The 20,306-nt window shown below is 64.9% G+C and carries 29 protein-coding genes and 2 tRNA genes; 8 read left to right on the top strand and 23 right to left on the bottom strand.

The window, feature by feature from the left end; all coding sequences use genetic code 11:
- Positions 1 to 2 precede the first annotated feature (2 nt).
- The 8 genes from ABEA46_RS05810 (at position 3) to ABEA46_RS05845 (ending at position 3,265) form a co-directional block, all read left to right on the top strand.
- Positions 3 to 75, top strand: a tRNA-Arg gene (locus ABEA46_RS05810).
- A gap of 76 nt (positions 76 to 151) precedes the next feature.
- Positions 152 to 778, top strand: a complete 627-nt coding sequence (gene orn, locus ABEA46_RS05815; RefSeq protein WP_345543427.1) for an oligoribonuclease — start codon at positions 152 to 154, stop codon at positions 776 to 778.
- Positions 779 to 815: 37 nt separating this feature from the next.
- A tRNA-His gene (locus ABEA46_RS05820) sits at positions 816 to 891 on the top strand.
- A gap of 125 nt (positions 892 to 1,016) precedes the next feature.
- Entirely contained in the window at positions 1,017 to 2,213 is a 1,197-nt protein-coding gene (locus ABEA46_RS05825; protein WP_345543428.1) for a tyrosine-type recombinase/integrase, read from the top strand.
- Positions 2,214 to 2,257: 44 nt separating this feature from the next.
- Complete coding sequence (locus ABEA46_RS05830; RefSeq protein ID WP_345543429.1) at positions 2,258 to 2,446, top strand: hypothetical protein; 189 nt, start codon at positions 2,258 to 2,260, stop codon at positions 2,444 to 2,446.
- Positions 2,439 to 2,636, top strand: a complete 198-nt coding sequence (locus ABEA46_RS05835; RefSeq protein WP_345543430.1) for a hypothetical protein — start codon at positions 2,439 to 2,441, stop codon at positions 2,634 to 2,636. Before ABEA46_RS05830 ends, ABEA46_RS05835 begins: the two co-directional genes overlap by 8 nt.
- Positions 2,637 to 2,674: 38 nt before the next feature.
- Positions 2,675 to 2,980 (top strand): hypothetical protein, encoded by a 306-nt coding sequence (locus ABEA46_RS05840; RefSeq protein ID WP_345543431.1) that lies wholly within the window; start codon positions 2,675 to 2,677, stop codon positions 2,978 to 2,980.
- A 9-nt stretch (positions 2,981 to 2,989) separates the two neighbouring features.
- Positions 2,990 to 3,265 (top strand): hypothetical protein, encoded by a 276-nt coding sequence (locus ABEA46_RS05845; protein ID WP_345543432.1) that lies wholly within the window; start codon positions 2,990 to 2,992, stop codon positions 3,263 to 3,265.
- 130 nt (positions 3,266 to 3,395) lie between these two features.
- Here the strand turns inward: ABEA46_RS05845 and ABEA46_RS05850 are convergent, their stop codons facing one another.
- The 23 genes from ABEA46_RS05850 to ABEA46_RS05960 form a co-directional block, all read right to left on the bottom strand.
- On the bottom strand, positions 3,396 to 3,632 hold the full coding sequence (locus tag ABEA46_RS05850; RefSeq protein WP_345543433.1) for a hypothetical protein: 237 nt from the start codon (positions 3,630 to 3,632) through the stop codon (positions 3,396 to 3,398).
- A complete protein-coding gene (locus ABEA46_RS05855) occupies positions 3,629 to 4,108 on the bottom strand; it encodes a hypothetical protein (protein ID WP_345543434.1) in 480 nt (159 codons plus the stop codon). The genes ABEA46_RS05850 and ABEA46_RS05855 overlap by 4 nt, the downstream gene beginning before the upstream one ends.
- Positions 4,109 to 4,318: 210 nt before the next feature.
- On the bottom strand, positions 4,319 to 5,221 hold the full coding sequence (locus tag ABEA46_RS05860; RefSeq protein WP_345543435.1) for a M15 family metallopeptidase domain-containing protein: 903 nt from the start codon (positions 5,219 to 5,221) through the stop codon (positions 4,319 to 4,321).
- A gap of 100 nt (positions 5,222 to 5,321) precedes the next feature.
- A complete protein-coding gene (locus ABEA46_RS05865; RefSeq protein ID WP_345543436.1) occupies positions 5,322 to 5,528 on the bottom strand; it encodes a helix-turn-helix domain-containing protein in 207 nt (68 codons plus the stop codon).
- A gap of 221 nt (positions 5,529 to 5,749) precedes the next feature.
- The gene (locus ABEA46_RS05870; protein WP_345543437.1) at positions 5,750 to 6,385 is read right to left on the bottom strand and encodes a LamG-like jellyroll fold domain-containing protein; all 636 of its coding nucleotides are present in this window, start codon (positions 6,383 to 6,385) and stop codon (positions 5,750 to 5,752) included.
- 107 nt (positions 6,386 to 6,492) lie between these two features.
- The gene (locus ABEA46_RS05875) at positions 6,493 to 7,617 is read right to left on the bottom strand and encodes a hypothetical protein (protein ID WP_345543438.1); all 1,125 of its coding nucleotides are present in this window, start codon (positions 7,615 to 7,617) and stop codon (positions 6,493 to 6,495) included.
- The gene (locus ABEA46_RS05880) at positions 7,610 to 7,960 is read right to left on the bottom strand and encodes a hypothetical protein (RefSeq protein WP_345543439.1); all 351 of its coding nucleotides are present in this window, start codon (positions 7,958 to 7,960) and stop codon (positions 7,610 to 7,612) included. The genes ABEA46_RS05875 and ABEA46_RS05880 overlap by 8 nt, the downstream gene beginning before the upstream one ends.
- Positions 7,953 to 8,852, bottom strand: coding sequence for a hypothetical protein (locus ABEA46_RS05885; protein WP_345543440.1), 900 nt, complete (start codon positions 8,850 to 8,852; stop codon positions 7,953 to 7,955). The genes ABEA46_RS05880 and ABEA46_RS05885 overlap by 8 nt, the downstream gene beginning before the upstream one ends.
- A complete protein-coding gene (locus tag ABEA46_RS05890; protein ID WP_345543441.1) occupies positions 8,845 to 9,867 on the bottom strand; it encodes a hypothetical protein in 1,023 nt (340 codons plus the stop codon). The genes ABEA46_RS05885 and ABEA46_RS05890 overlap by 8 nt, the downstream gene beginning before the upstream one ends.
- 66 nt (positions 9,868 to 9,933) lie before the next feature.
- Positions 9,934 to 10,674 carry a hypothetical protein gene (locus ABEA46_RS05895; RefSeq protein WP_345543442.1) on the bottom strand — a complete coding sequence of 247 codons (741 nt, stop codon included), beginning with the start codon at positions 10,672 to 10,674 and terminating at the stop codon, positions 9,934 to 9,936.
- A 2-nt stretch (positions 10,675 to 10,676) separates the two neighbouring features.
- Positions 10,677 to 13,571, bottom strand: a complete 2,895-nt coding sequence (locus ABEA46_RS05900) for a phage tail tape measure protein (protein WP_345543443.1) — start codon at positions 13,569 to 13,571, stop codon at positions 10,677 to 10,679.
- Between the two features lie 72 nt (positions 13,572 to 13,643).
- Positions 13,644 to 13,940, bottom strand: a complete 297-nt coding sequence (locus ABEA46_RS05905) for a hypothetical protein (protein ID WP_345543444.1) — start codon at positions 13,938 to 13,940, stop codon at positions 13,644 to 13,646.
- Between the two features lie 65 nt (positions 13,941 to 14,005).
- Complete coding sequence (locus ABEA46_RS05910; protein WP_345543445.1) at positions 14,006 to 14,584, bottom strand: hypothetical protein; 579 nt, start codon at positions 14,582 to 14,584, stop codon at positions 14,006 to 14,008.
- An 89-nt stretch (positions 14,585 to 14,673) separates the two neighbouring features.
- Positions 14,674 to 15,204: a phage tail tube protein gene (locus tag ABEA46_RS05915; RefSeq protein ID WP_345543446.1), complete on the bottom strand. Its 531-nt coding sequence runs from the start codon at positions 15,202 to 15,204 to the stop codon at positions 14,674 to 14,676.
- Positions 15,205 to 15,341: 137 nt separating this feature from the next.
- The gene (locus ABEA46_RS05920) at positions 15,342 to 15,767 is read right to left on the bottom strand and encodes a hypothetical protein (RefSeq protein WP_345543447.1); all 426 of its coding nucleotides are present in this window, start codon (positions 15,765 to 15,767) and stop codon (positions 15,342 to 15,344) included.
- Positions 15,764 to 16,159 (bottom strand): hypothetical protein, encoded by a 396-nt coding sequence (locus ABEA46_RS05925; RefSeq protein ID WP_345543448.1) that lies wholly within the window; start codon positions 16,157 to 16,159, stop codon positions 15,764 to 15,766. Before ABEA46_RS05925 ends, ABEA46_RS05920 begins: the two co-directional genes overlap by 4 nt.
- A complete protein-coding gene (locus tag ABEA46_RS05930) occupies positions 16,159 to 16,551 on the bottom strand; it encodes a DUF6093 family protein (protein WP_345543449.1) in 393 nt (130 codons plus the stop codon). Before ABEA46_RS05930 ends, ABEA46_RS05925 begins: the two co-directional genes overlap by 1 nt.
- Positions 16,548 to 17,111, bottom strand: coding sequence for a hypothetical protein (locus ABEA46_RS05935; protein WP_345543450.1), 564 nt, complete (start codon positions 17,109 to 17,111; stop codon positions 16,548 to 16,550). Before ABEA46_RS05935 ends, ABEA46_RS05930 begins: the two co-directional genes overlap by 4 nt.
- 3 nt (positions 17,112 to 17,114) lie before the next feature.
- Positions 17,115 to 17,453 (bottom strand): hypothetical protein, encoded by a 339-nt coding sequence (locus tag ABEA46_RS05940; protein ID WP_345543451.1) that lies wholly within the window; start codon positions 17,451 to 17,453, stop codon positions 17,115 to 17,117.
- A gap of 58 nt (positions 17,454 to 17,511) precedes the next feature.
- Complete coding sequence (locus ABEA46_RS05945) at positions 17,512 to 18,360, bottom strand: phage major capsid protein (protein ID WP_345543452.1); 849 nt, start codon at positions 18,358 to 18,360, stop codon at positions 17,512 to 17,514.
- A 20-nt stretch (positions 18,361 to 18,380) separates the two neighbouring features.
- A complete protein-coding gene (locus ABEA46_RS05950) occupies positions 18,381 to 18,992 on the bottom strand; it encodes a hypothetical protein (RefSeq protein ID WP_345543453.1) in 612 nt (203 codons plus the stop codon).
- Between the two features lie 113 nt (positions 18,993 to 19,105).
- Entirely contained in the window at positions 19,106 to 19,348 is a 243-nt protein-coding gene (locus ABEA46_RS05955; RefSeq protein ID WP_345543454.1) for an Acb2/Tad1 domain-containing protein, read from the bottom strand.
- Between the two features lie 9 nt (positions 19,349 to 19,357).
- Positions 19,358 to 20,302, bottom strand: a complete 945-nt coding sequence (locus ABEA46_RS05960) for a hypothetical protein (RefSeq protein ID WP_345543455.1) — start codon at positions 20,300 to 20,302, stop codon at positions 19,358 to 19,360.
- Positions 20,303 to 20,306 lie beyond the last annotated feature (4 nt).

Genomic DNA, 20,306 nt, shown 5'->3' on the forward strand with positions numbered 1-20,306 from the left:
TTCCCTCCGTAGCTCAGGGGACAGAGCGAGCGGTTTCTACCCGCCAGGTCGGGGGTTCGAATCCTCCCGGAGGGGCACCGGGGCTCGGCGGAGACGCCGAGCCCCTTATCCGGGCACCGCGATGTCGGAGCCCGTCACGAGGATGGAGCACATGGTGGGGACATCCGACAACGATCGCCTGGTGTGGATCGACTGCGAGATGACGGGACTCGACCTCGCGGTCGACGAGCTCGTCGAGATCGCCGTCGTCGTGACCGACTTCGAGCTGCGCCTGCTCGATCCCGGCTTCCATGTGGTGATCAAGCCAGATGCGTCGGCGCTCGAGCACATGAACGAGTTCGTGACGAACATGCACCGCTCGTCGGGGCTCCTGGACGAGATCCCGCACGGGGTCACCGTCGCCGACGCCGAGTTCCAGGTGCTCGAGTACATCCAGCGATTCGTCCCGCTCGAGGGCAAGGCGCCGCTCGCCGGCAACACCATCGGCACCGATCGCATGTTCCTCGCGAAGTACATGCCGCGCGTGGACCACTGGCTGCACTACCGCAACGTCGACGTCTCCAGCATCAAGGAGCTCGCACGCCGCTGGTACCCGCGCGCGTACATCCACGCGCCCGCGAAGGATGGTGGTCACCGCGCCCTCGCCGACATCATCGAGTCCGTGCGAGAGCTCGCGTACTACCGCCAGGCGGTCTTCGTGCCTGAGCCCGGACCGACCAGCGATGGGGCACGCGCGGCGGCAGCCGCCGCCGTGTCATCGTTCGCCCCTGAGGTGTGAGAGAATCGTCTGGTTGCCCGCGCGAGCGGGAAGCATGGTGGCTATAGCTCAGTTGGTAGAGCACCGCGTTGTGGTCGCGGGGGTCGCGGGTTCAAGCCCCGTTAGCCACCCCAAGAAAACACTGGGATCGCGGCGCATCTGAACCGCTTTGCCAACAGATACGCCAACATCTCGACTCGGAGGACATCGGAATCACTGCATCAGCAGCCCGGAATTGCTGGGCGGATCGGCGGTAGTGATGGCCAGTGTCCACGAGCGGGTATCGGCCCGCACGGGCGCGGTGACGTGGCGTGTGATGTTCCGTGTTGGCACGACGCAGCGTCAAGAGACGTTCCTTGATCCCGAGTCCGCGTACGCGTTCAAGCGCAATGTCGATCTGATCGGCGGTGCTGCCGCGATGCGCGTCAAGGCCGCGAAGCAGGCCGCGGACACAGACATGCCGACTCTTCGCCAGTTCACCGCGCGGTACCTGGACGCAACGTCGGGCCTGCTGACCGGTGTGGAGCCGGGAACGCGGAAGGGCTACGAGCGTGCCGCGAACCTTTCGTTCCTGCACATTCTCGGTGACCATCCGGTCGACTCGATCGACAAGGAAGACGTCGGGCGGTGGCTCGCATGGCAAGAGGTGCAGCCGGCGATGCGTGGCCGCGGTAGGCCGGTCGCAGCCAAGACGGTCAAGAACTATCACTCGATTCTCTCGTCGGTGCTGTCTGCCGCCGTTGAGAAGGGCTACCGCGCCGACAACCCTGCCTACAAGACCCGCCTCTCGAAAGGCGTGAAGCGTGAGGCGGTGTTCCTCTCCCCCGACGAGTTCGCCACGCTCCTGCACTTTGTCGCTGATCATTACCAACCGCTCGTGCTGTTCCTGGCGTCAACAGGTACGCGTTGGGGTGAGGCCACAGCGGTCACGTGGGGCGACATCAACGCTCGGGTCAATCCCGTGTCCGTCCGCATCGACAAGGCGTGGAAGAAGTCGGAGACGAACGTGCCCGTGTTGAAGCACCCGAAGTCTCAGCGGGCGAACCGAACCATCAGCATCCCTTCCGACGCCGTGGCGGCGATGGGCGATCGGGGCGCAGCATCCGAGCTTGCATTCTCGACGCGAGACCTCAAGCGCCGCGTCCGCTACCAGACGTTTCGGGCGCGGGTGTGGTTGCCGGCGGTCGCGAAGGCGATGGATGTCGACCTGTGCGAGCGGGAAGGGCTTGTGCCCCTCACTCGTCGCCCTACCCCGCACGATCTGCGGCACTCGCACGCATCATGGCTCATCGCTGCCGGGACGCCGCTCCCCTATGTGCAAGCCCGTCTCGGGCACGAGTCCATCCAGACGACCGTCAACGTGTACGGACACCTCGTGCCTGACGCCCACATTCAGATGGCGGACGTCATCGGCGGCACCCTGGCGAACGTGCGCCCGCTCAAACAGCTCACCTGATCAACCCATCCGGTCGGGCTGGGGATCGGTGTATCGTTCGGGGCATGGCGTTCTGGGCGTTGGTGGCCGGTGGGATCTTGCTCGCGATCGGTGGGCTGGTCACGGCCGTCAATGCGGACACCAGCGGGTGGCTTGTGGTCGGCATCGTTCTCACGGTGCTCGGAGTTCTGATCGCGCTCGGGACGGTCGTGACCCGGTCGTTCTTCCGTGGGTTCACATCCAACGATGGTTGACCCGCTGGACGACGCGTCGGTGCTGCGCTGCCCGAACGACGGCATTCTCATGCGCGACATCGACGGCGGGTGGCAGTGCCCGGAATGTGGGCATGTGATTGCGCCGGTCGTGAAGGTTGTGATGCCGCCCGCGTTTCGTGGTCCGAGCATCCACGACGGACCCAGGTACGACGTCGGCGCCGACGAGTAATCTGGTGGTCTCGGCCGGAGGAAGGATTCCGGCGACCCGTGACGAAGAACAAGCGGTACGAGGCGCACTACGACGCCCTCAATGACCGCGCTATCGCGAACGCACCTGCAGGACCGGTCACGCTCCCGGCGTCAGCGTACGGACCCAAGGAGATCCAGTGGGTTCGCGGCGGCGAATCGAAGCCCGCCGTGTGGGTGTGGGTGTCCTGGCCCGACCGTCCCGCGGAACGGATCGCCGGGTTCGCGCGAGGGTGGAACGACCGCGTCGTGAACGTCGAGTGGGAGACGCCGCGCGGCACCATCGAAACGATGGTGTGGCGCAACGCGGTCACCCGCCGCTCGTAGGATCGACGCATGCTCATCGGCACCATCCGCCCCGTCGAAACCCGCACCATCGAGGTCGAGGGCGACTCGCTCGCCGCGCTGCAGGCGGCCGTTGACGCGCAGCTCCCGGACGGGTGGGTGGCGACGAACGTGCCGGCCGCGATGCCGAAGGGGTCGCAGCTGCTCACGTCGACCGCGACCATCACCCGCATGGACGGCACGCAGGAGATCGAGGCCGACGACATGACCGCGCTCGAGGCCAAGGTGCCCGACGGGTGGAAGCTGCTCAGCGTCCGCGAGCTCTGACAACGACGAAGAACGCCCCTCCCCGACCGAAGTCGGAGAGGGGCGTTTCGTGCTGGTCAGAACCAGCGGAAAAGGAAGCTGAGCAGGCTCAGCCCGAAGCCGTTGGTCCTCGGGAACGGGGTGAGGCGGATCACGAGGGAGTGTTCCGGTTGTCGACGACGAAGCCGAACACGGAGCGGAGTGCGCCGTAGCCGGCGAGCACCGGGACGGTGATCGCTGCAATGTCGACCGCGGGCGAGGCCTGGTCGACGACCATCGCGACGAACGCGAGCGCGCCGATCACGTCGATGACCGTGCGGACCGTCTTGCGGACCTTCGGGCTCTCGATGACGACGTTCGGGGTCTGACTGGGGAGCGGAGTGCTCATGTGTTCTCCTTCGGGGGTTGGGTCTGTTCGAGCTCGGCGCGGATCTCGTCGTCCGCGCGCGCGAGCGCGGTCACCTGCGTCTCGACGGCGTCCATCCGGCCATGAAGTCCTTCGACGCTCGTCGCGGTGCTCTCCGCCGCTTCTCGCGCCGCCTCGGCGGCAACGAGCGCCGCGGTGACGTCGTCACGCAGGTTCGAGCTGTGGCTGTTCTTGAGCTGCCGGGTGTGCTCTGCGAAGGTCGCCTCATTGCGGGCGTTGATCGCGCGCATCTCGGCGATGAAGTCGGGCAGCTCGCCGACGTTCTCGATCACGTCGGCCGTCTTGAGGACCGCCTTCGCGAACGACTTCAGCCACCGCCAGCCCTTGCGGCGGAGGAACACGATCACGCCCACAACCGCGGCAGCGATGAGGATCGCATCCCAGAGGTTCACCGACTGCAGCCAGGCGACGAGCCACTCCGGAGCTTCGAGGTTCACGACATCCACCAGCTGACGAGCAGCGCGAACGCGACATGCAGGACCGTGGCGACCGCGAGCACCGGAACCAGTGGCCGGATGCTCCGGCGTCGCTCGCGCGCCGTCATGACCCTGCTCCCGGTGCGCCGAGGACGCATCCGACACCAATCGCCGCCGCCAAGATGACGACGGCGATCAGCCAGAGCGGGAGCCCCCTACGGGGTCGCTCGGTCACTTGACCTTCACCCGGAGTACGTCGCGGCGATCCTGTTCATCGGCCGCCGCGACAGCGAGGCGCTTCACCTCCGCGTCGCTCAGCTTCGACATGTCGGTGAGGAGCGGGGCGAGTTGCTTCGCGAGCGCCGCTTCGTCGATGTCGACCGTCGCTGTCTGCACCGGGCGGCCCGCGATCTGCATCGCGACCGTCTTCGCGTCGGCGAGCTCCTGCAGTGCGGGGATCAGGACCGGCTTCTTGTTGGCGTCGAGCCCCCGGTTCACGGTGGTCGCCCACACCTGGGTGGCGATGCCGCCCTTGCCGATGAGCATGAGGACTTCGGAGATGGTCGGGCCGTTGTCGTACGCCTTGTAGTTGAGCAGCTTGCCGATGTCGGCGTCGGTCAGTGGCATGTCATCCTCCTCGAAAGGTGTTGCGTCCATCCCGGCTGGGATGGGGCCGAAAGCGTTGAAGTCGATCACGTGCCACGGCTCGCCGCCGGGGATGCCGCTGATCTTCTGGGTGATGAGTCCGCACTCGAACCTGGCTGCGCGGCACGCCTCCCAGACCTGATCCCAGGTGAGCCCGTTCGGGTTGACGTCGATCGCGAGGCAGTCTCGGCCGCCCCAGTTGCCGCCGTGGGATGAGTAGCCGGGTTCCGATGCGCCGTTGCAGTTCCCGGCCGCGCATGCGTCGTTGCGGGCGATGTTCTGCCATGCACGGTTGCGGTACCCGTTGGCGCCGTCGCGGATCCGCATCCGCACGCCCCACTTGGTGAGCGCGTACTGGACCGCGTACCGCCAGCGCGCGGCCGTCGTCGGTGTGAGGCGATGCTCCCAGTAGCGGCCCTTCGAGTCGTACCCGGACCCGAGCACGACCGAGACGACAGAGAGCGGGACGTCACCGTTCGTGTAGAGCATGGGGAACCTCCCGGGGCATGACGAAGCCCCCGGGCCGGTTCGGGCGCGAGGGCAAAGGAAAAGCCTCCGACGTGTCGAGGGCTGGGGGTGAGTGGGCCGGTTACTCGGTGGGTTCGGTGAGGATCCGTTGCACAGTGCGGGGGGTGACGCCGGCGACCTTCGCGAGCTCACGGACGGATGCGCCGGACTCGGCGTTCGCGGCACGGATCGCGTCGCGGAACGCCAGGTCGGCGGCATCCTTCGCGCGGCGGGCGCGTTGGATCGCGGTCTGGTGCTTCTTGGGCACGAGCTTCGGGGGTCTCGTCACTCGCCCAGCATAGGGAGTTCTGCGGGTGCGCCACCGGGCCAGTAGGCGGGGCGGGTGCAGGACTCCGGGTGGGTGCATTCGGTGTCGTCGTCCATGTGGAGAGCGCCGACCGGGAGAGGGCGGGTGATCGTGTTCATGGTCATGAGCCTTACTGTGTCACTAAGGGATACGTAACACAAGAGATTACGTACCCCACAGTGATACATATCGGGCCTGTCTCATTAGGCAGCTCCGCAGGCTTGCGCGTGCGCGAGGATGCGAGCGGCGCTCAGGGCTGACGTGTACACCGCCACTTCGTCGAGAATCCCATTCGCGCCGAAAGGGAACGAGTTGTTCGCGAAGCTGACCCCGGCACTGCTCGTACCCACCTTCAGCATCCGGTTGCCTGGCGCGCCGGGGTAGGCGGGCATTGAGCGTGCCACGGACCCCACCACCGCACCGTCCACATAGAGCGACTGTGAACCTGACGTGGCCACGTAGGCGATGTGGTGCTTTACGCCGCTCGCAAGAACGGACGGTCCCACGATCACGTCGTTCCCGTCGCTCGGATTGAACAGCAGCGGCTTCCCGTCGCGAATGTAAATGTTCCACCCACGAGCGGACGCGCCCCCGTCCAGCGACACCACACAGTGGTACGACGCGTACGAGTCAGACGGCGACATGAAGATGATCGCCTCAACGGTGATCGTTGTGGCGACCATCCACGATTCGTCCACACGGTAGATACCCGATGCGGAGACCTTCACCGCAGTGTCAGCGTCCCCTGCGAGACCAGTCGCGGCGAGCGAGACGCCGCTGCCAGGGATGACACCCGGCCGGCTCATGCCTGAGGCATCCACTGCAATGGTGGCTCCCACGGATTCTCCGAGACGCCACCACAGCGCCGGAGAGTCGGCCAGAACCGATGCCGCATACCCAGGGGATGCTCCGGCGTGCCGCGCCGAGCTCACAATGCCGAGAGGGATCATCCCAAGTCTCCAACGAGGATCCACGTGTTGGATGCGACCTTCACGGCTGTCACCGCGGAGTACTGTGCACGCGAGACGAGGGTGGGCGTGCCGTTCACAGTCGCCCCCGACTCAGCCTGGAACGTCGCCTTGCCGGCCCCCAGCACAAGGAAATCGATCCGCGCCCCCGTGGGTACCGCGGCCGTCGCATCCTTCGGCAGCGTGACCGCGATCGCCGCGGCGTTCGTCAAGGTCACTAGCTTGCCCACGTCCGTCAGGACTGCAGAGTAGGTGGTAGCCGTCTGCGCGTTCACGGCCGCGTAAGTGGCTGCCGCTGAGGCAAGGTCGGTGACCTGGGAAGCCGAGTGGGTGTGCGCGGTCGGCGTGCGGGCATCCGACAGACGAGTGTCGTCCCCCTTCACAACCTCGCTCGCCGAAGCGTTGCCGGAAGCCGGAACGTTGCGCGTTGCCGCCGTGCCGAGGTCCGCAGTGTTCGCCTTACCCGCGAGAGAGGCAGTCACGTTGGCGGCGAAGTTGGCGTCGTCACCGAGCGCGGCGGCAAGCTCATTCAGCGTGTCCAGTGCGCCAGGCGCAGAGTCCACGACATCTTCGATCGCAGCAGTCAGGTCCGCAGGCTGAACCGCAGTGTCCGCCTTCGCACCCTGAGCCGCGGTGGCGAACGCCGAGGAATCCGCCGAAGCGGCAGTGCCAAGGTCGCCCGGCTGCACGGCAGAGTCAGCGAGTCCACCCTGCGCCGCGCTCGCGAAGTCAGCAGTCTCCGCCGAAGCGGCGGACCCGAGATCGGCAGCGTCAGCCTTGAGGTCCAGCGCGTCCTGAAGGTCGGTCTGCTCGGAGAGCGTTCCGGTGATCTCACCCCACGCGCCACCGCCACCACTGGTCGATTCGGGGACGTAGATCAGACCGTCCTCGCCGAGCGTCGCCGTGTTGCCCGCGTCCGCGCTCACCGCGGTCGGGCCGGGTGCGCCATCCTCGCCCTTCTGGTCGGCGAGCCACTCGTCCTCCGTGCCCGGGTATCCCTTCGCGACCGCCAGTTGGTACGCGGACGGGCCGGTCGCGCCGAGCGGGTTGACAGTGACGTTGATCGGCGGCGGAGCGGGAACGACAACACGAATATCAGACATCGCGGCTCACATCCCCGCTGATTCGGACCTTCCCCGACAGGTAGGTGCGCTTCTCGTCCGTGTTCTCCAGGTCCCACGCGAACGTGCCGTCAATCTCCGCAGTGTCAGTGCCGCTGACGTACAGCCCGATCTCACCGGATGCCGCGTCGGCGGCGTTCACAGCGATGCTGAACAAGACCGGGCTGGCCAGGCCGGTGTCCTGCCGGACCTGGGCACGCCATCCTGTCGTCGGCAACACCAGAGGCGCGTCGGCCTCATCGGTGAGCACCGGCTGGAAGTTGACGTCGTCGCCACGCTTGAACTTCAGGTCCAGCAGCCCCGGCATCTGTTCGAGCTCAGCCATTTCGTCTCCTCAGCAGGGTTGAGAGCCAGCACGCGAACCGGCGTGCGGGGGTGTTCTCGAGCGCGGTCACACGGGCGTGGAGCACGCCAACCTGCGCGACGAGCAGTTCGATGTACGCGATCCCCGCCACGTCACCGTCGTTGTCGAACGTGACGAACCGTTCGGCGTCCGTGCCGAGCAGATCATCCGCCATCGGACTAATACGCCGACGCGGGTCCACCTCAGCGTCCGGAGCCGGGATGTACTCCCACTCGTACTGGGTGGGGAAGATCGACCGCAGGGTCGGGGCGGGGACGATGTTCTGCTTCAACCGCCGCGCGGACGGGTTCGAGAACGTGCCCGGGACCACCACGGTCTGATCGGAGTTGCCGAGCATCACCTGATCGTCCGCGGTCGTCTCCGTACCAGCCCCAACAGCGACACTGCGCGCATGGTACGCATGCGAGTACGCCCCAAGCGCAGTCGAATCGGACGCCTCCGCGGTCGCCTCCGCGCCCACCGTCGTCGCATACAGGCTCGTCGCGTCCGAGTCCGCACCCACAGCGGTGGATCGTTCCCCCGTCGCACCAGCGGCCCGCCCAACAGCGGACGCCCGAAGACCCTCAGCGTGAGCGTTACTTCCGACCGCAGTCGGCTCCGTACCGGTCGTCGCTTCCGCACCGAACCCGTACGCCGTCGCCCCGAACGTGGTCGCCTTCGCATCCGTCCCGACCGCGGTTGTGTAATCGCCAGACGCTTCACCGATCCCCGACCCCGGGTCAATGAGGATCGAGAACGCACCACTGCCCGGATGCCCACTGTCCCCGCCACGGCCGAGCTGCGGCATGATCCGGTCGAGATCCTTCTTCATCTGCCGCACTTCAGCTATCGAGTCACCGAGGTCGTCAGCCATTCTGGACCTCCACAGTCACGGTGAACCCCATGTCACCCTTTGCCGCCAGAACCCGCTTCTCATGCTTCCCGTCCGCGATGAACGGGTCACCGTACGACCACAAGTTCTGCCGTCGACCAACACCCGCCTTCGCGGGACCATCCGGCCAAATCTGCAACCCATACACCCACTGCTCCGTCGAACTGAGACGTTCCGCGAACGTCTTGTCAACAGCCGCCTGCAAACGGGTCTGCGACGTGATATCGGGATAGTTGACGAACAGGTCACGCACCGAGAACGGCGTCTCACCCGGGTCGTACATGGCCGCTGCACGGACAGCGTCAGAGTTCGCCTGACCGAACCCGAGAACACCCGTCAACGCACGCGACCAGTCCTGCACCACCTCAAGGTCGAGGACCGTTGATGACGGTGCAGTGATGTTCAGGTCAGGTCCATCACCCAGAGCGATCTTCGACATGACCTTTGTGTCCCACCGCAGGAACCCGTCATCCGTCAGGTACGGGATGAACGCGATCTCACACCCGTCCGCTTCGATCTGCGCAAGGTGGTCCTCCCACGTGAGCCGTTCCCGGTGGAACCACTCAGCAGAGAACCCACCAGACCCATCCGCAGGCAGGTCAATCGGCAGCGTCCAATCCGAGTTCGGCAACGCCGTCTCGATCACCGCACGGGTCGCACCCGACCGAGACTTGTCGTCCACCTTCAGCACGTTCGTGGTGGTCTCGTAGTTCCCTACGCCGTACAGCATGCGGGCGTTCATGTACGCCCCACGCAACTCCTGCGAATCAATCTGCAACGTCCGGAACTTGTGCCGGTACCGTGCCCGTTGGATCACTCCCGCGAACGCGACATGGTCACCCCACAGTTGGGCGATCGTGTACTTGTTTCCCGTGACGAGCTCCTGAACCATCGCCCGGGGGATACCCGAGTTGTGCAGGTTGAGGGTGTGTCCACCACTCCCCCGCCCGTTCAGCCGCGACTCCCACGACGACCCAGCAGAAACGAACGCGGTCACGTCGAGTGCCGGAGCCCCCGTACGGGTCTCGTAAATCCCAACGCCCCACGAGTCAGACACTGGCACCTACTCCCACGTGTCGACCGTGTGCACCACAATCGACCCCGAACCAGACACGGGCGTGATCGTGACCGTCGCCCCCGCACCACGCGGAATCGTGAACGTCTCACACCGCGAAACCGCGCCGACCTGCAAGTCACCATCGAGCGTCAGGAACCCGTTCGCCATGTCGATCACATGCGTGTGACCCGACGTGAGCGCCTGCGTCACCACGTACCGTTTCCCCTGCGACGCGATCTCATACCCCGAAGGCATCGACCCCGACACTTCAATGACCGGCACCGCGACCGTGTTACCCGCATGAGCGATCGACACCTCAGTCCCAGACGACGAGATGACCTCTTCCCCGTACCGGAACGGGTCGGGCGCATACAGTCGCAACTGGTACGACACCGCCGAACCCCACGCATCCACCGAAATGTCCGGCTTATCGAGGCGACGCACCAACGCCCACGTGTCAGAATCATCCGACTCGACCGCAAACTGACCCAGGGTGCGTCGCGGCAAAGCCGACAGCGCACTCAACGCCGCCTCAGTCGACGCCCCCAACACCAGCCCCGTCAGAGTGATCAGCCGGCCCGTGAGGAACGCGGGAGAAACATGATCCCCATCCGCAACAGACCGGGCAGTCTGCTCACCCCGCGTCCCCACACCTTCAAACCAACCGACCAGACCGTTCCGCCCAAGAGTGAACGTCGCAGCCCCACCGTCACCAACAAACTCCAAACCCGCGAAGTAGGCGCGCACCGTCACCCCCTCAGAGCGAAGTTGAGCTTCTCGGCCGCGATCCGACCGACTTGCCCTTCGGACATCCCCGGCGTGGGGTAGATCGGCATGTCAACGTGCACGGACGGCGCACCGCCCCCGAACCCACCCGACGATCCGCCCGTGGGCGCCGCGTACTGGGGTCGAACGAACCCGCCGTCCTGGTACCCACGCATCCGGCCACCGTTGTTGATGTACTCAAGGACGCGACGGTTCTCAGGGATCGCCGCCTGCGACGCCCGGGTGATGAACTCCCCCGTCGCCGCAGCGATGATCATGTTGTCTGTCGACGACGGAGGACCAGGCAGCATGCCACCGTCTGCACGTCCGATCAGACCCGAGTTGCCGTTCTCGAACGTGAGGTCGTCACCGTCTTTGCGGTACGTGCGGACACCGATCGTGATCTGACGCTGCGACGAGTCGTTGATGAACTGCGTGAGTTGATCGTTCGCCCCAGCCGTGTCGATGAGCATCGACACTTCCTTCTCGGACGGCATCTGGAAGATGCGATCCGAGAGCGCCTTCACCTGATCGGCGTTGAACCCGGCAGCGATAGCCGAGTCCTCGAAGTTCTTCTTCTGCGCGGCGAGAGTGTCCAGGTACTTCCGGGTCGAGTCCTCAGCCGACATCGTCTTCTGGTCGACGTCGTACTGCGCCTGAGCAGCTTCCTGCCCCTTCGCCGCAATGTCGGACAGCATGGACGCGTTGTCGGCACCCGCGGCCGTCGACTCGTCGAGTGTCAGCGTGAACCCGGACAGGTCACCAACGAACCCATCCATCGACCCGTGCAGGTCTTGGAACGCCTTCTTCTGCGGTTCGAGGAACGCATCCTGCATCTGCTTGATGGCATCCGGCAGGTCAGCGATACCGGACAGCCAGTCAGCGTTCGTCTGGATCGCCTTCTGCTCGTCTGAGTTCTGCGCGTTGACCTGATCCATGAGGTCTTGCATCGCCTGACGAACACCGTTGACCTGGTCCGCCTGCTCCTTGTAGATGTCGGCGGACGTCTTGACTGTGGTGTTGTTCTTGCCTAGCGCAGTTTCGAGGAGAGCCTGCTTGTCAGCGGCCTTGCCGGCGTCCGACGCCTGCTGAGTGAGCGCGGCCGTGAGGTCCGGCGAGAGCTCGATGAGACGAGACATCTCGTCCGACGACAGGTTGAACTCGTCACGAATCTTCGCGAACGTCGGCGCGATCTGATCAGGCGACTCCGCAAGCTGGGTAGCGAGCTTCTGCCACTGCTCCCGGAACTCGTTGAACTTCGCACCTTCAGCGGTGAACGCGGTGTTCGCGTTCAACCACGTGAACAGGTTGTCGCCTTCGGAGTTCGCGGTGCGGAGAACCGACTTCAGTTCTTCGACGTCCTTGATGATCGGCTTCAACTGGAAGTGGTCTTCGACCACCAGCGTCTTGTCGAACAACTGCTTCGCGGACGACGCCGTCTTCAGCGAGTTCGCGAGCGCCTCACTCGTCGGAAGCAGACGCTCCCGGAGCGAGCTTTCGAGCCCGTCGAACGCAGACACGGCGGTCGCGACAAGAGCAACCGCACCAACAGTCTTCGTCAGAGTGCCGATCGCGCCGGCCGTACGCTGCGCCGCGGGACCAAGGTCCCCGACAGCGATCTTGTACGCCGCGACCTTCGGGACTGCGAGGAAGAACGCACCGCTCGCGAGAGTGACTGCGGTACCAACGGCACCGACCCAGAAGACGGCTTCCTTGCCGCCCTCGGGGAGGCCGTTGAACCCGTCAACGAGATCGGTGATGCCCTGCACGACCAGCCGCAGCGGACCCTGCCCGCCCTCACCGATGGAGATCAGTGCAGAGTCGAACGCTCCCCCGAGCTTTTCGAGGTCACCCTTGAGGTTGTCGAGACGGAGCGCGGCGGTCTCGGCCGCGTAACCGGTGTCGTCAACCTTCCGAGTCCAGTCAGCGATGCCGTCCGCACCCTCCTTGTAGAGGATGTTCGCGGCACGGATCGCATCGGATCCGAAGATGATCGACAGGGCCGCGTTCTGCTGCTCCTGCGTCAGACCGTTGAGGCCCTTTTCAAGCTGCCCCGCAAGACCCTCCATACCGACGAACTGACCCGACGCGTCATACGCGCTGATGCCGAGCTCAGCCATCCGCTCAGCGGCCTGCTTCGACGGGCTCGCCAGGTGAAGAAGCATCGACCGGAACGACGTACCAGCGTCAGAACCCATCAGACCGTTCGACGCGAACGCCGACAGCGACCCGGCAGTCTCTTCAACCGAAATGCCGAACTGCGACGCGACGGTACCCGACTGAGCGAGCGCCATCGACAGGTCAGAGACGTCACCCATCGCCTTACCGGCGCCAGCCGCGAGCACGTCAGCGACGTGAGAGGCCTTGTCTCCGGTCAGGTTGAACTGCTGCAGCGTCGTCGATGCGACACCGGCCGCGTCCGCGACGTTCATGCCACCAGCGGCGGCAAGGTCGAGTGCGCCCTTCAGCCCACCACCGACGATGTCCTTCGTCTCGAGTCCGGCCTTCGCCAGTTCCTCGATCGCTTCCGCGGATTCCTTCGCGGAGAACACGGTCGACGCGCCAGCCTCGATTGCAGCGTCCCGGAGGATGGTCATGTTCTCGGCGGTCTCGTGCGTCGCCGCCTTGACGTTCGACATCGCCTGGTCGAACTCGGCAGCCTTGTTCGTCGCCAGGACGAGACCGGCAGCAGCGACACCACCCGCGGTGAGCAGACCGGCACCAGTGACCTGGAACGCCTTCTTCTGCGCTTCCAGCGACGCCGCAAGCTGCTGAGCCTCTGTGCGCCCCTCACGGGTCTTCTTCGCGACCTTGTCGAGGTTGTCCAGATAGGAGGCGACCTCGGCGGTAAGCCGGACCTTGACGACGCGCTCTGCCAAGGTGGCCCCCTAACGCAAAAGCCGCCCCATCGGGACGGCTAACAGATCTGAAGTTGTGGTTGGCCGGGCGGTCTACTCGGCTTGCGGAGGGTCGGTGCTGACGGTCCAGAACAGGCCGTTCATGTTGACTCCCTCGTTGTTCTTGCGATACTCGTCACGAACGTCTTCGATCGCTTTCCTGGCCCAGTTCGTAAAGGGGCCATGGTGGTAGTACCGCAGCGGGTCGTCGTAGTTCGTCGGGTCTGCCCGATCATCGGTCGCATCGGGAAGCCACTCCCCGTACTCCCCCGTGCTCCGCTCGACACGCAGATATGCGACTAGCAGAGCTCGCTGTTCGTGATCCCATTCGGACTCACCGTTCGTCGGCATCCACCCCATGAACCTCTTGTGCGAGATCCCCAGGTGCGCAGCGGCGCCGACCTCTTCCCGGAGTGCTACGCGACTCCGGAGCCTTTTACCAGTGCCGCGATGTCCTGCGCCGGCTTGTATTCGTTGAGAGTCCAGATCACATCGACAACGCGCGCGAGGTCGGGCGCGGATAGCACCTTCTTCCCGAACATTCGCGTCCACTGCGCCTCGGTCAGCGAGACCTCCGAGTCCCCGTCGAGCCGAACGCCCGATCGGCGGGCCGCTTGCTTGGACACCTCGTCGAAGTTGTAGCCGTAGTGGCGGTCCAACTGAACCTCAGGCCGCATCGGATACAGCTGCGTCAGCAGGGTCCACTCGTTCGGGTCGAGGCGCGTGAACTTCAGTTCGATGAGCGCGTTCTGAACCTCAGGCTCGTGAGCCTCGAACGCCGCCAGCGCCGCTTCTGATGCAGTGGTGTCTACCGGTCCCGTGGCACCGAGTCGCGGATCCTCTGCAGCCTGCTTCGCTTCAGCCTTCCGGGCCGCGTCGAGCGCGTCGAGCAGTTCAGCGCGCTTGCGGGCGATTGCCCTGTTGATACACACCTTCAGACTCATCGAGTCGTCGGGGATCTGTTCTGCCTCGTCGAGGGCTGCATCAAAATCCATGGGTTGCACCGTTTCTGCACCGTTGATGAAGATTGACCGGGCCGAGGGTACGGTGCGGAACCCTCGGCCCGGAGATGATGTGCCGGCGCTTACGCCGCCATGATGGATTCGACAGGCGGACCCGTGAGGATCACCTGCTGCTTCCACGTGAACTTCCCGGAACCGTTGATCGGACCACGCATCTGCGGGCCGAGCGTCACCGGGTAGATGGTCGCCTTCTGCGCAGCCGCCGCAAGCTGCGCGTACGGCACACCGGCACGGACCACGAAGTAGCCAGACTTCGATGTCGCCGGCGAGACCGGCTTGAGCACGGTCGCTGCCGCCGTCGCCTCCGAAGAGTCGACGTACGTGACGCCGTCACCGAAGGTGGTCGTCACCTTGCCGAGAGCTTCCAGCGTGTTCAACAGCGTCAGACGCTCATCCGTCGTCTTCTCCTGCGAGGACACCAGCGGGAACCCGTCCGTCGTGAACGAATACGTCACGTCGTACGACGTCGCCGCGCCGAGCTCAGTCGATGCCTTCACCGCGGAGGTGTCTGCGATTGTTCCGCCCACGAACCAGATGACGGTCTGCGCCATCTGGTCGATTGCGGGAGGAACCCCGTTCCGAACGTCAACCATTGGTTGACTCCTTTCTTCTCCCCGATGCCGGGGCTCGTTGGCCCTCGGGGAGAATCCGAGGGAGTCTCTGGAAATGCGAAAGCCCCCGGCGAATGCCAGGGGCTTTGATTCGAGGCCCGCTTATCAAGCGGGAATGATTAGGCGGGATCTGATGTGAAGTCGAACGAAGCGACGATGTAGTAGAGCTTCGCGGTGGGGTCGTACTTCATACGGCCCTCTTCAAGGTCGTCTGTCGCCATCACGATGGGGGAACATTTCCGCCCGGGGACAATGAGCTCGTGACCGATCGACTGGGTCTGCACTGCTTCCAGAAGCAGCCACAGGCCGTCGATGTCAACCGCAACCACCTTCACGTCGACAGACAGGCCACGGGACGACTCGAACCGTTGCGGGGCGGACAGGCGATCGTCGTCAAGGCGTGTCGGAGTCGACGGGATGGCGACGACGTAGTTCGTACGGACGGGGCTCCCGTCTGTGTTCACTCGGGAGACCGTGTCTGTCTTGTTGGCGAGGGTCGAATGCGCCCGCAGCCTCGCCAGATACGCGTTGAACTCGGGCTTCACGTTCCCTCCACCGCCTCACGAGTCGCGTCGTACAGAGCAATCGCGATGCCTTCGTAGAAGTCCGCCTCATTCGCGCGCACAGCATCACGGCCAGCGTGAAGTGGCGGCGCCAGTACGTCGCCGGGCGCTTCTTCGAGGAAGCCAGCGGACGCTCGCTTTCCGATTACAGGACCGACCTCGACTTCGAGAACCGTGTTGCTGTACTTCTTGTCGTAGCTGATCGAGTTGGCGTAATCCTCCGCATAGGTGCGGTCGACTACTGCTCCTTCGCGCCAGTCGTCCTTGATCGACCGGGCCGTGACCTCAAGTGCTTTTCCCAGGTAGTTCGCGGCCTTACCGGGTGCCTTCTTGATGTCCTGTTCGAGCTTCGTCCAGTCCTCGATGCCGTCCATCAGGAAGCCTCTATGAGCGGGTATCGCACGGTCGTCGTCTGCCCGGACTGTCCGCGGCCGTCGATGGTGAACTTCAACCCGACGAGTGCGGAGTCAGCCCTGGAAGCGGTGACCCTAACCTCCTGGCCGCGTGCAACAACGGTGCCGGAGGGGAGCTTGAGATACGGCGATTGCACCCCGGCCGGCTGCGCTGGTGCGTCGTGGTCCGAGACAGTGAGCGTGCCATACACGATCTGCCCTGGACCGCTGTACGACTGCGAGGTAAGCACTTCGATCGGGTCGCCCGTCGCAGGGTCGGTTCCCATGTCGAAGACACCCACGACTACGGTCTCGGTGAGCCGCTGCGCGCTCATTGCACGCCCCAGGTTCAGGGTTCCTTCGAGCAGGCTCATCGATGTTCCGCCGTCCCCGAATCCGCGCCATAGGCGCGCCGCAGGTTGTCCGCGGTGAGCGCAGGGAGGGTCAAATGACCGGTCTTGTCGCCACCGTCCGCGAACGCAACCTTGAAGTCATCCAGCGCCAGGCTGGACAGCCCACCGAAGCTGACTCCGAGACCGGATTCGACGAGCGAGATCGCGGACGAAACCATGGCGATGTTGACGCCGGCGAGGTCCGCGGGCGGGCTCACCGCACCGTAGGTGAAGGTGACGTCGACCGCTTGCTCCCAGACGCCCTCGATGACGTCTTCAAACCGCGTGTACGCGACATCGTCGTCACCGGCCTTCACTGAGACGATCTCCTGCACGTACGACTGCGGGAGAGTCACACGGCCACCCACGGGGTACGCGGTGAATGTGACCGTCGTGGGCGGGTACACGTGCTGTCCGATGACGCTGTACCGCAGGTAGTCGGCGGACTGTTCGAGGAGCAGCTTGACCCAGTCGTCTTCGTCGGACGAGAAGGTGCGCTTCAGGGTGCCCGCGACATCGTCCGGCTTTGCGAAGGCGACCATGCGTCACTCTCCCTTGAACAGTGCCCGGATCTCGTCCCGGCTGAGCCCCTCGATGTTCTTGCCCCGCGCCTCTGCGAATGCTGACCATTCCTCGAACCCGGCATTGCCGCGAGGCTTCTCGACTGGGTCCGGGGTCTCCGCCACTGTCTCGACCACGATCGTGTCGTCGCTGGTGTCGGTGATGATGCTGGATTCCTCAGCGGGGTCGGGGATGTTCTCGACTGGGTTCGGGGTTTCCGTCACCGTCTTGACATAGCTGGCATGCCCTCCGGCCACCAGTCCTTCGGCAATGCCAGGCTCTACGTCGATCTCAATCCCGGACGGGCCAATGATGAGGGTCAAGGGTGTCTCCTAAGTTGTGAGACCGGGTGGGGCCAGTCGACCCCACCCGGGTGTGCGTTCAGGACGCAGTGAAGACGCGGACGCCCGTCGCCTTGACGACCTTTCCGCCGTACACGTGGAGGCCACGGACACGGTCGGCGAAGGAGTTCTGGTCGCGCATGCCCTCGATCTCGTCGATCTGCGACACGTAGGCCGCAGCCGACTGGTGGAAGGCGATGAAGCGCGGCTTGCTGGACGAGTCCGGGATGCTCAGCGCCGAGACGACGCGGAAACCGAGGATGTTGCCCAGGGTCGCGTTGCGCAGACCGTCCGTGTCACCTGCCGTGTTGAAGGACGTCAGCTTGGACGACGCCTTGAGCAGGAGCTCCTCGAACTCGGGGTTGATCGCGAGGATTCGGTTCGAGGCCGGGACCTTCGCCTTCTGCAGGAGCTTGCGCGCGGTCACGATCTGGTCCCACGCGGCGTCACCGGTCGTGACAGCCGCAGCCGTCATCGCGGTACCGTTCGTCGCAAGCATTGCCGCGATGAACGAGTCCGAGTCGGCCGCGAGGGCGTCGCCGGCAGCGTCGGTGTAGTCCTGGAACGAGCCAGCGGCCTGCACGCGGTCGATGTCGTGGACCTTGAAGTCGAAGGACTTCTCCTGGTCGATGAGCAGGTCGACCCCGGTGTCCGAGATCTCGTCCGGGGCGGTCGTCCGGGCGATGGTGCCCGACGCGCCGTCCGAGACGACACCGGTCTTGTAGTTCTTGATCGTGGGCGCGACGACACCGGTCAGGTGCACGACGTTGCCCTTCCGAGCGTCGCCTTCGTACTTGCGGGAGACGAGCTGCGGGAAGACCGCCTCGGCCTCCCATCGGTCGAGAAGCTGGTCCGACCAGATCTCAGGGATGAAGTTGGTGACAGCCATGGTTGGCTACCTCTCTTGGGTCAGTTCGCCCCGAGGATGTTGTTGACGCGGCCCTCGTCACGGGCCTTGCGTCGGTCCTCTCGGGACAGTGCGTTGTATTCGGCACGAGACAGTTGCCCCGGCTTGGCCGGCGCCTTCGGGTTCTGGTTGACGTTCCCGAACCGCTTCTCGGCCTTTGCGGCGAGGTGCGGCTTGCGGGTGAGCAGATCGCTGATCGCTTCCTCGATCGCGTCGTTGTCGACGGATCCTTCCTCGGTGACGGTGAAGTCGTCGAGGTTCAGGAAGAGGACTGCATCAGCCGGGTCGGCAAGCTTCCCGGTTGCGGCGGCGCGGATCTCGGAGCGCAGGATTCGGTCGTTCGCCTTCGCGAGCGCCGCAACCTCAACGTCACGCTGAGCGCGCTGCGCCTCGACCTCCTCCGCGGTTTTGCCGAAGTCCGCGATCTTCTGGTTCGCCTCCGCGAGCTTGCGCTCGAGGTCGCGGTTCACCTTCCGCTGGCCCTCCCACTTGGACTTGAAGTCCGGAGTGGTCTGGGTCTGCTCGTTGTCACCCGACTCGTCCGTCGCTTCTTCGACGGACTCTGTCTCGGTGTTCGCTTCGGAGTCGGTCGTTTCGACGTCGTCTTCAGGCATGTTGGGATCTCCCCTGCTTGATGGAATGGAAAAGGCCCCATTCCGGGGCCGTAGTGCCACCCCATGCAGGGGTGCGAACCCCGCATCGCACGGGGAAGAATTGGTGGTTTGGGCTACTCCGCGACGAGCGGCGCGTCCTCAGCGATTGCCTTGTGCGCCCACATGCTCGCCGATTCGAGCTCGGTGAATGCGACGGACTTCGCGCGACCGTCCGGGAGTACGCCGTCGATGAACTCCGCGAACTCTCGGAACTTCAGCCGGACGTCGCGGTGGCGCGGGAGGGTGGCGTTCTCGCCCTCGATCGTGGCCTTGTGGAACCCGAAACGGTGCTCGATAGCGTCGCTTCCGATGGTCATGAATTCTCCCTAGACGAGGTAGCCGTACTTTCGGAGCAGCGATCGTGCGTGCTCAACGTCCTGCGACATCTGGACGATCTGTTCGGGCATGAGCCGGATTGCTCTGGTGCGCCGGTATCGGTCATTTCCGGTCTTGACAAGGCGGCCCTGCGTCGCTCCCCACCCGCGGGAGGTTGTGCCCTCGGGTGTGGCGTACACGGTCAGCGGTGTTCCGTTGGCTTTCACACCGATGTTTGTCGGCCGCAGTCGCGCTAGCGAGAATGTCCCGTCGTCACGCTTCACAGAACTGAGCGCGCCCCTGCGGGCATTGACGACCTTCGCTGGGTCTGCACCGTTGCGGATCGCCCAGGCACCAGCCTTTGTGAAGACACGGTCCTGCTGGGCCTCCCCCAACGAGTCGAAGTAGTCGATCGGGTCTCGGAAGAAGCCGTCCGGGGTGTCTGAGTCATACAGCGGCATCGACGTGCACCGGCAAGCCGGATGGCGTTCGAAATCGGCCCTGTAGCCCCTGACGCCTGCGAGGATCGCGCACCGGGAGCAAGCCCCGGGCTGCACCACCCGCACCCGCCACAGCATCCCCTTGGATACCGCCGCGGTGTTGTCGGCGGACCGCCCAGCGTCACGGATCGTGTTCGCAGCAAGGATGGACATGAGTGCCGTCCCCGCACGGAACGCTTGCCCAACACCCATCCCTCGCCCGATCAGCGACTTCGTGTAGCGGACACCCGAGAACAACTCCGGTGCGACCTCACGACCCTCGCGGGTCGCACCCCCGAAGGCTTCATGCACCAGATCGGCGCCGGCCGCGCCTGCAGAAGCAACCTCGATGTATGGCGTCGCTTGGCGTGCAGCCTCGACCTGCGCGGCCGTGACTACCCGATTGATCTCTGGGGCTCGCGCGTCCCACTGTTCGTCCAGGGCGGACGGGTCCGCGGAGGCCCAGAGCGATACCACCCGC

Origin of the sequence: Microbacterium jejuense (genome assembly GCF_039544225.1) — a bacterium.
Classification (GTDB): Bacteria; Actinomycetota; Actinomycetes; order Actinomycetales; family Microbacteriaceae; genus Microbacterium; species Microbacterium jejuense.

Bases quoted from the DNA above. Each gene is read 5' to 3' on its own strand.
- ABEA46_RS05845 (WP_345543432.1), top strand. From the start codon at position 2,990: ATGCTCATCGGCACCATCCGCCCCGTCGAAACCCGCACCATCGAGGTC.
- ABEA46_RS05905 (WP_345543444.1), bottom strand. From the start codon at position 13,940: ATGCCGACGAACGGTGAGTCCGAATGGGATCACGAACAGCGAGCTCTG.
- ABEA46_RS05935 (WP_345543450.1), bottom strand. From the start codon at position 17,111: ATGGTCGCCTTCGCAAAGCCGGACGATGTCGCGGGCACCCTGAAGCGC.
- ABEA46_RS05830 (WP_345543429.1), top strand. From the start codon at position 2,258: ATGGCGTTCTGGGCGTTGGTGGCCGGTGGGATCTTGCTCGCGATCGGT.
- orn (WP_345543427.1), top strand. From the start codon at position 152: ATGGTGGGGACATCCGACAACGATCGCCTGGTGTGGATCGACTGCGAG.
- ABEA46_RS05825 (WP_345543428.1), top strand. From the start codon at position 1,017: ATGGCCAGTGTCCACGAGCGGGTATCGGCCCGCACGGGCGCGGTGACG.
- ABEA46_RS05925 (WP_345543448.1), bottom strand. From the start codon at position 16,159: ATGGACGGCATCGAGGACTGGACGAAGCTCGAACAGGACATCAAGAAG.
- ABEA46_RS05910 (WP_345543445.1), bottom strand. From the start codon at position 14,584: ATGGATTTTGATGCAGCCCTCGACGAGGCAGAACAGATCCCCGACGAC.
- ABEA46_RS05835 (WP_345543430.1), top strand. From the start codon at position 2,439: ATGGTTGACCCGCTGGACGACGCGTCGGTGCTGCGCTGCCCGAACGAC.
- ABEA46_RS05950 (WP_345543453.1), bottom strand. From the start codon at position 18,992: ATGCCTGAAGACGACGTCGAAACGACCGACTCCGAAGCGAACACCGAG.
- ABEA46_RS05915 (WP_345543446.1), bottom strand. From the start codon at position 15,204: ATGGTTGACGTTCGGAACGGGGTTCCTCCCGCAATCGACCAGATGGCG.
- ABEA46_RS05860 (WP_345543435.1), bottom strand. From the start codon at position 5,221: ATGCTCTACACGAACGGTGACGTCCCGCTCTCTGTCGTCTCGGTCGTG.
- ABEA46_RS05875 (WP_345543438.1), bottom strand. From the start codon at position 7,617: ATGTCTGATATTCGTGTTGTCGTTCCCGCTCCGCCGCCGATCAACGTC.
- ABEA46_RS05930 (WP_345543449.1), bottom strand. From the start codon at position 16,551: ATGAGCCTGCTCGAAGGAACCCTGAACCTGGGGCGTGCAATGAGCGCG.
- ABEA46_RS05850 (WP_345543433.1), bottom strand. From the start codon at position 3,632: ATGAGCACTCCGCTCCCCAGTCAGACCCCGAACGTCGTCATCGAGAGC.
- ABEA46_RS05885 (WP_345543440.1), bottom strand. From the start codon at position 8,852: ATGGCTGACGACCTCGGTGACTCGATAGCTGAAGTGCGGCAGATGAAG.
- ABEA46_RS05880 (WP_345543439.1), bottom strand. From the start codon at position 7,960: ATGGCTGAGCTCGAACAGATGCCGGGGCTGCTGGACCTGAAGTTCAAG.
- ABEA46_RS05945 (WP_345543452.1), bottom strand. From the start codon at position 18,360: ATGGCTGTCACCAACTTCATCCCTGAGATCTGGTCGGACCAGCTTCTC.
- ABEA46_RS05955 (WP_345543454.1), bottom strand. From the start codon at position 19,348: ATGACCATCGGAAGCGACGCTATCGAGCACCGTTTCGGGTTCCACAAG.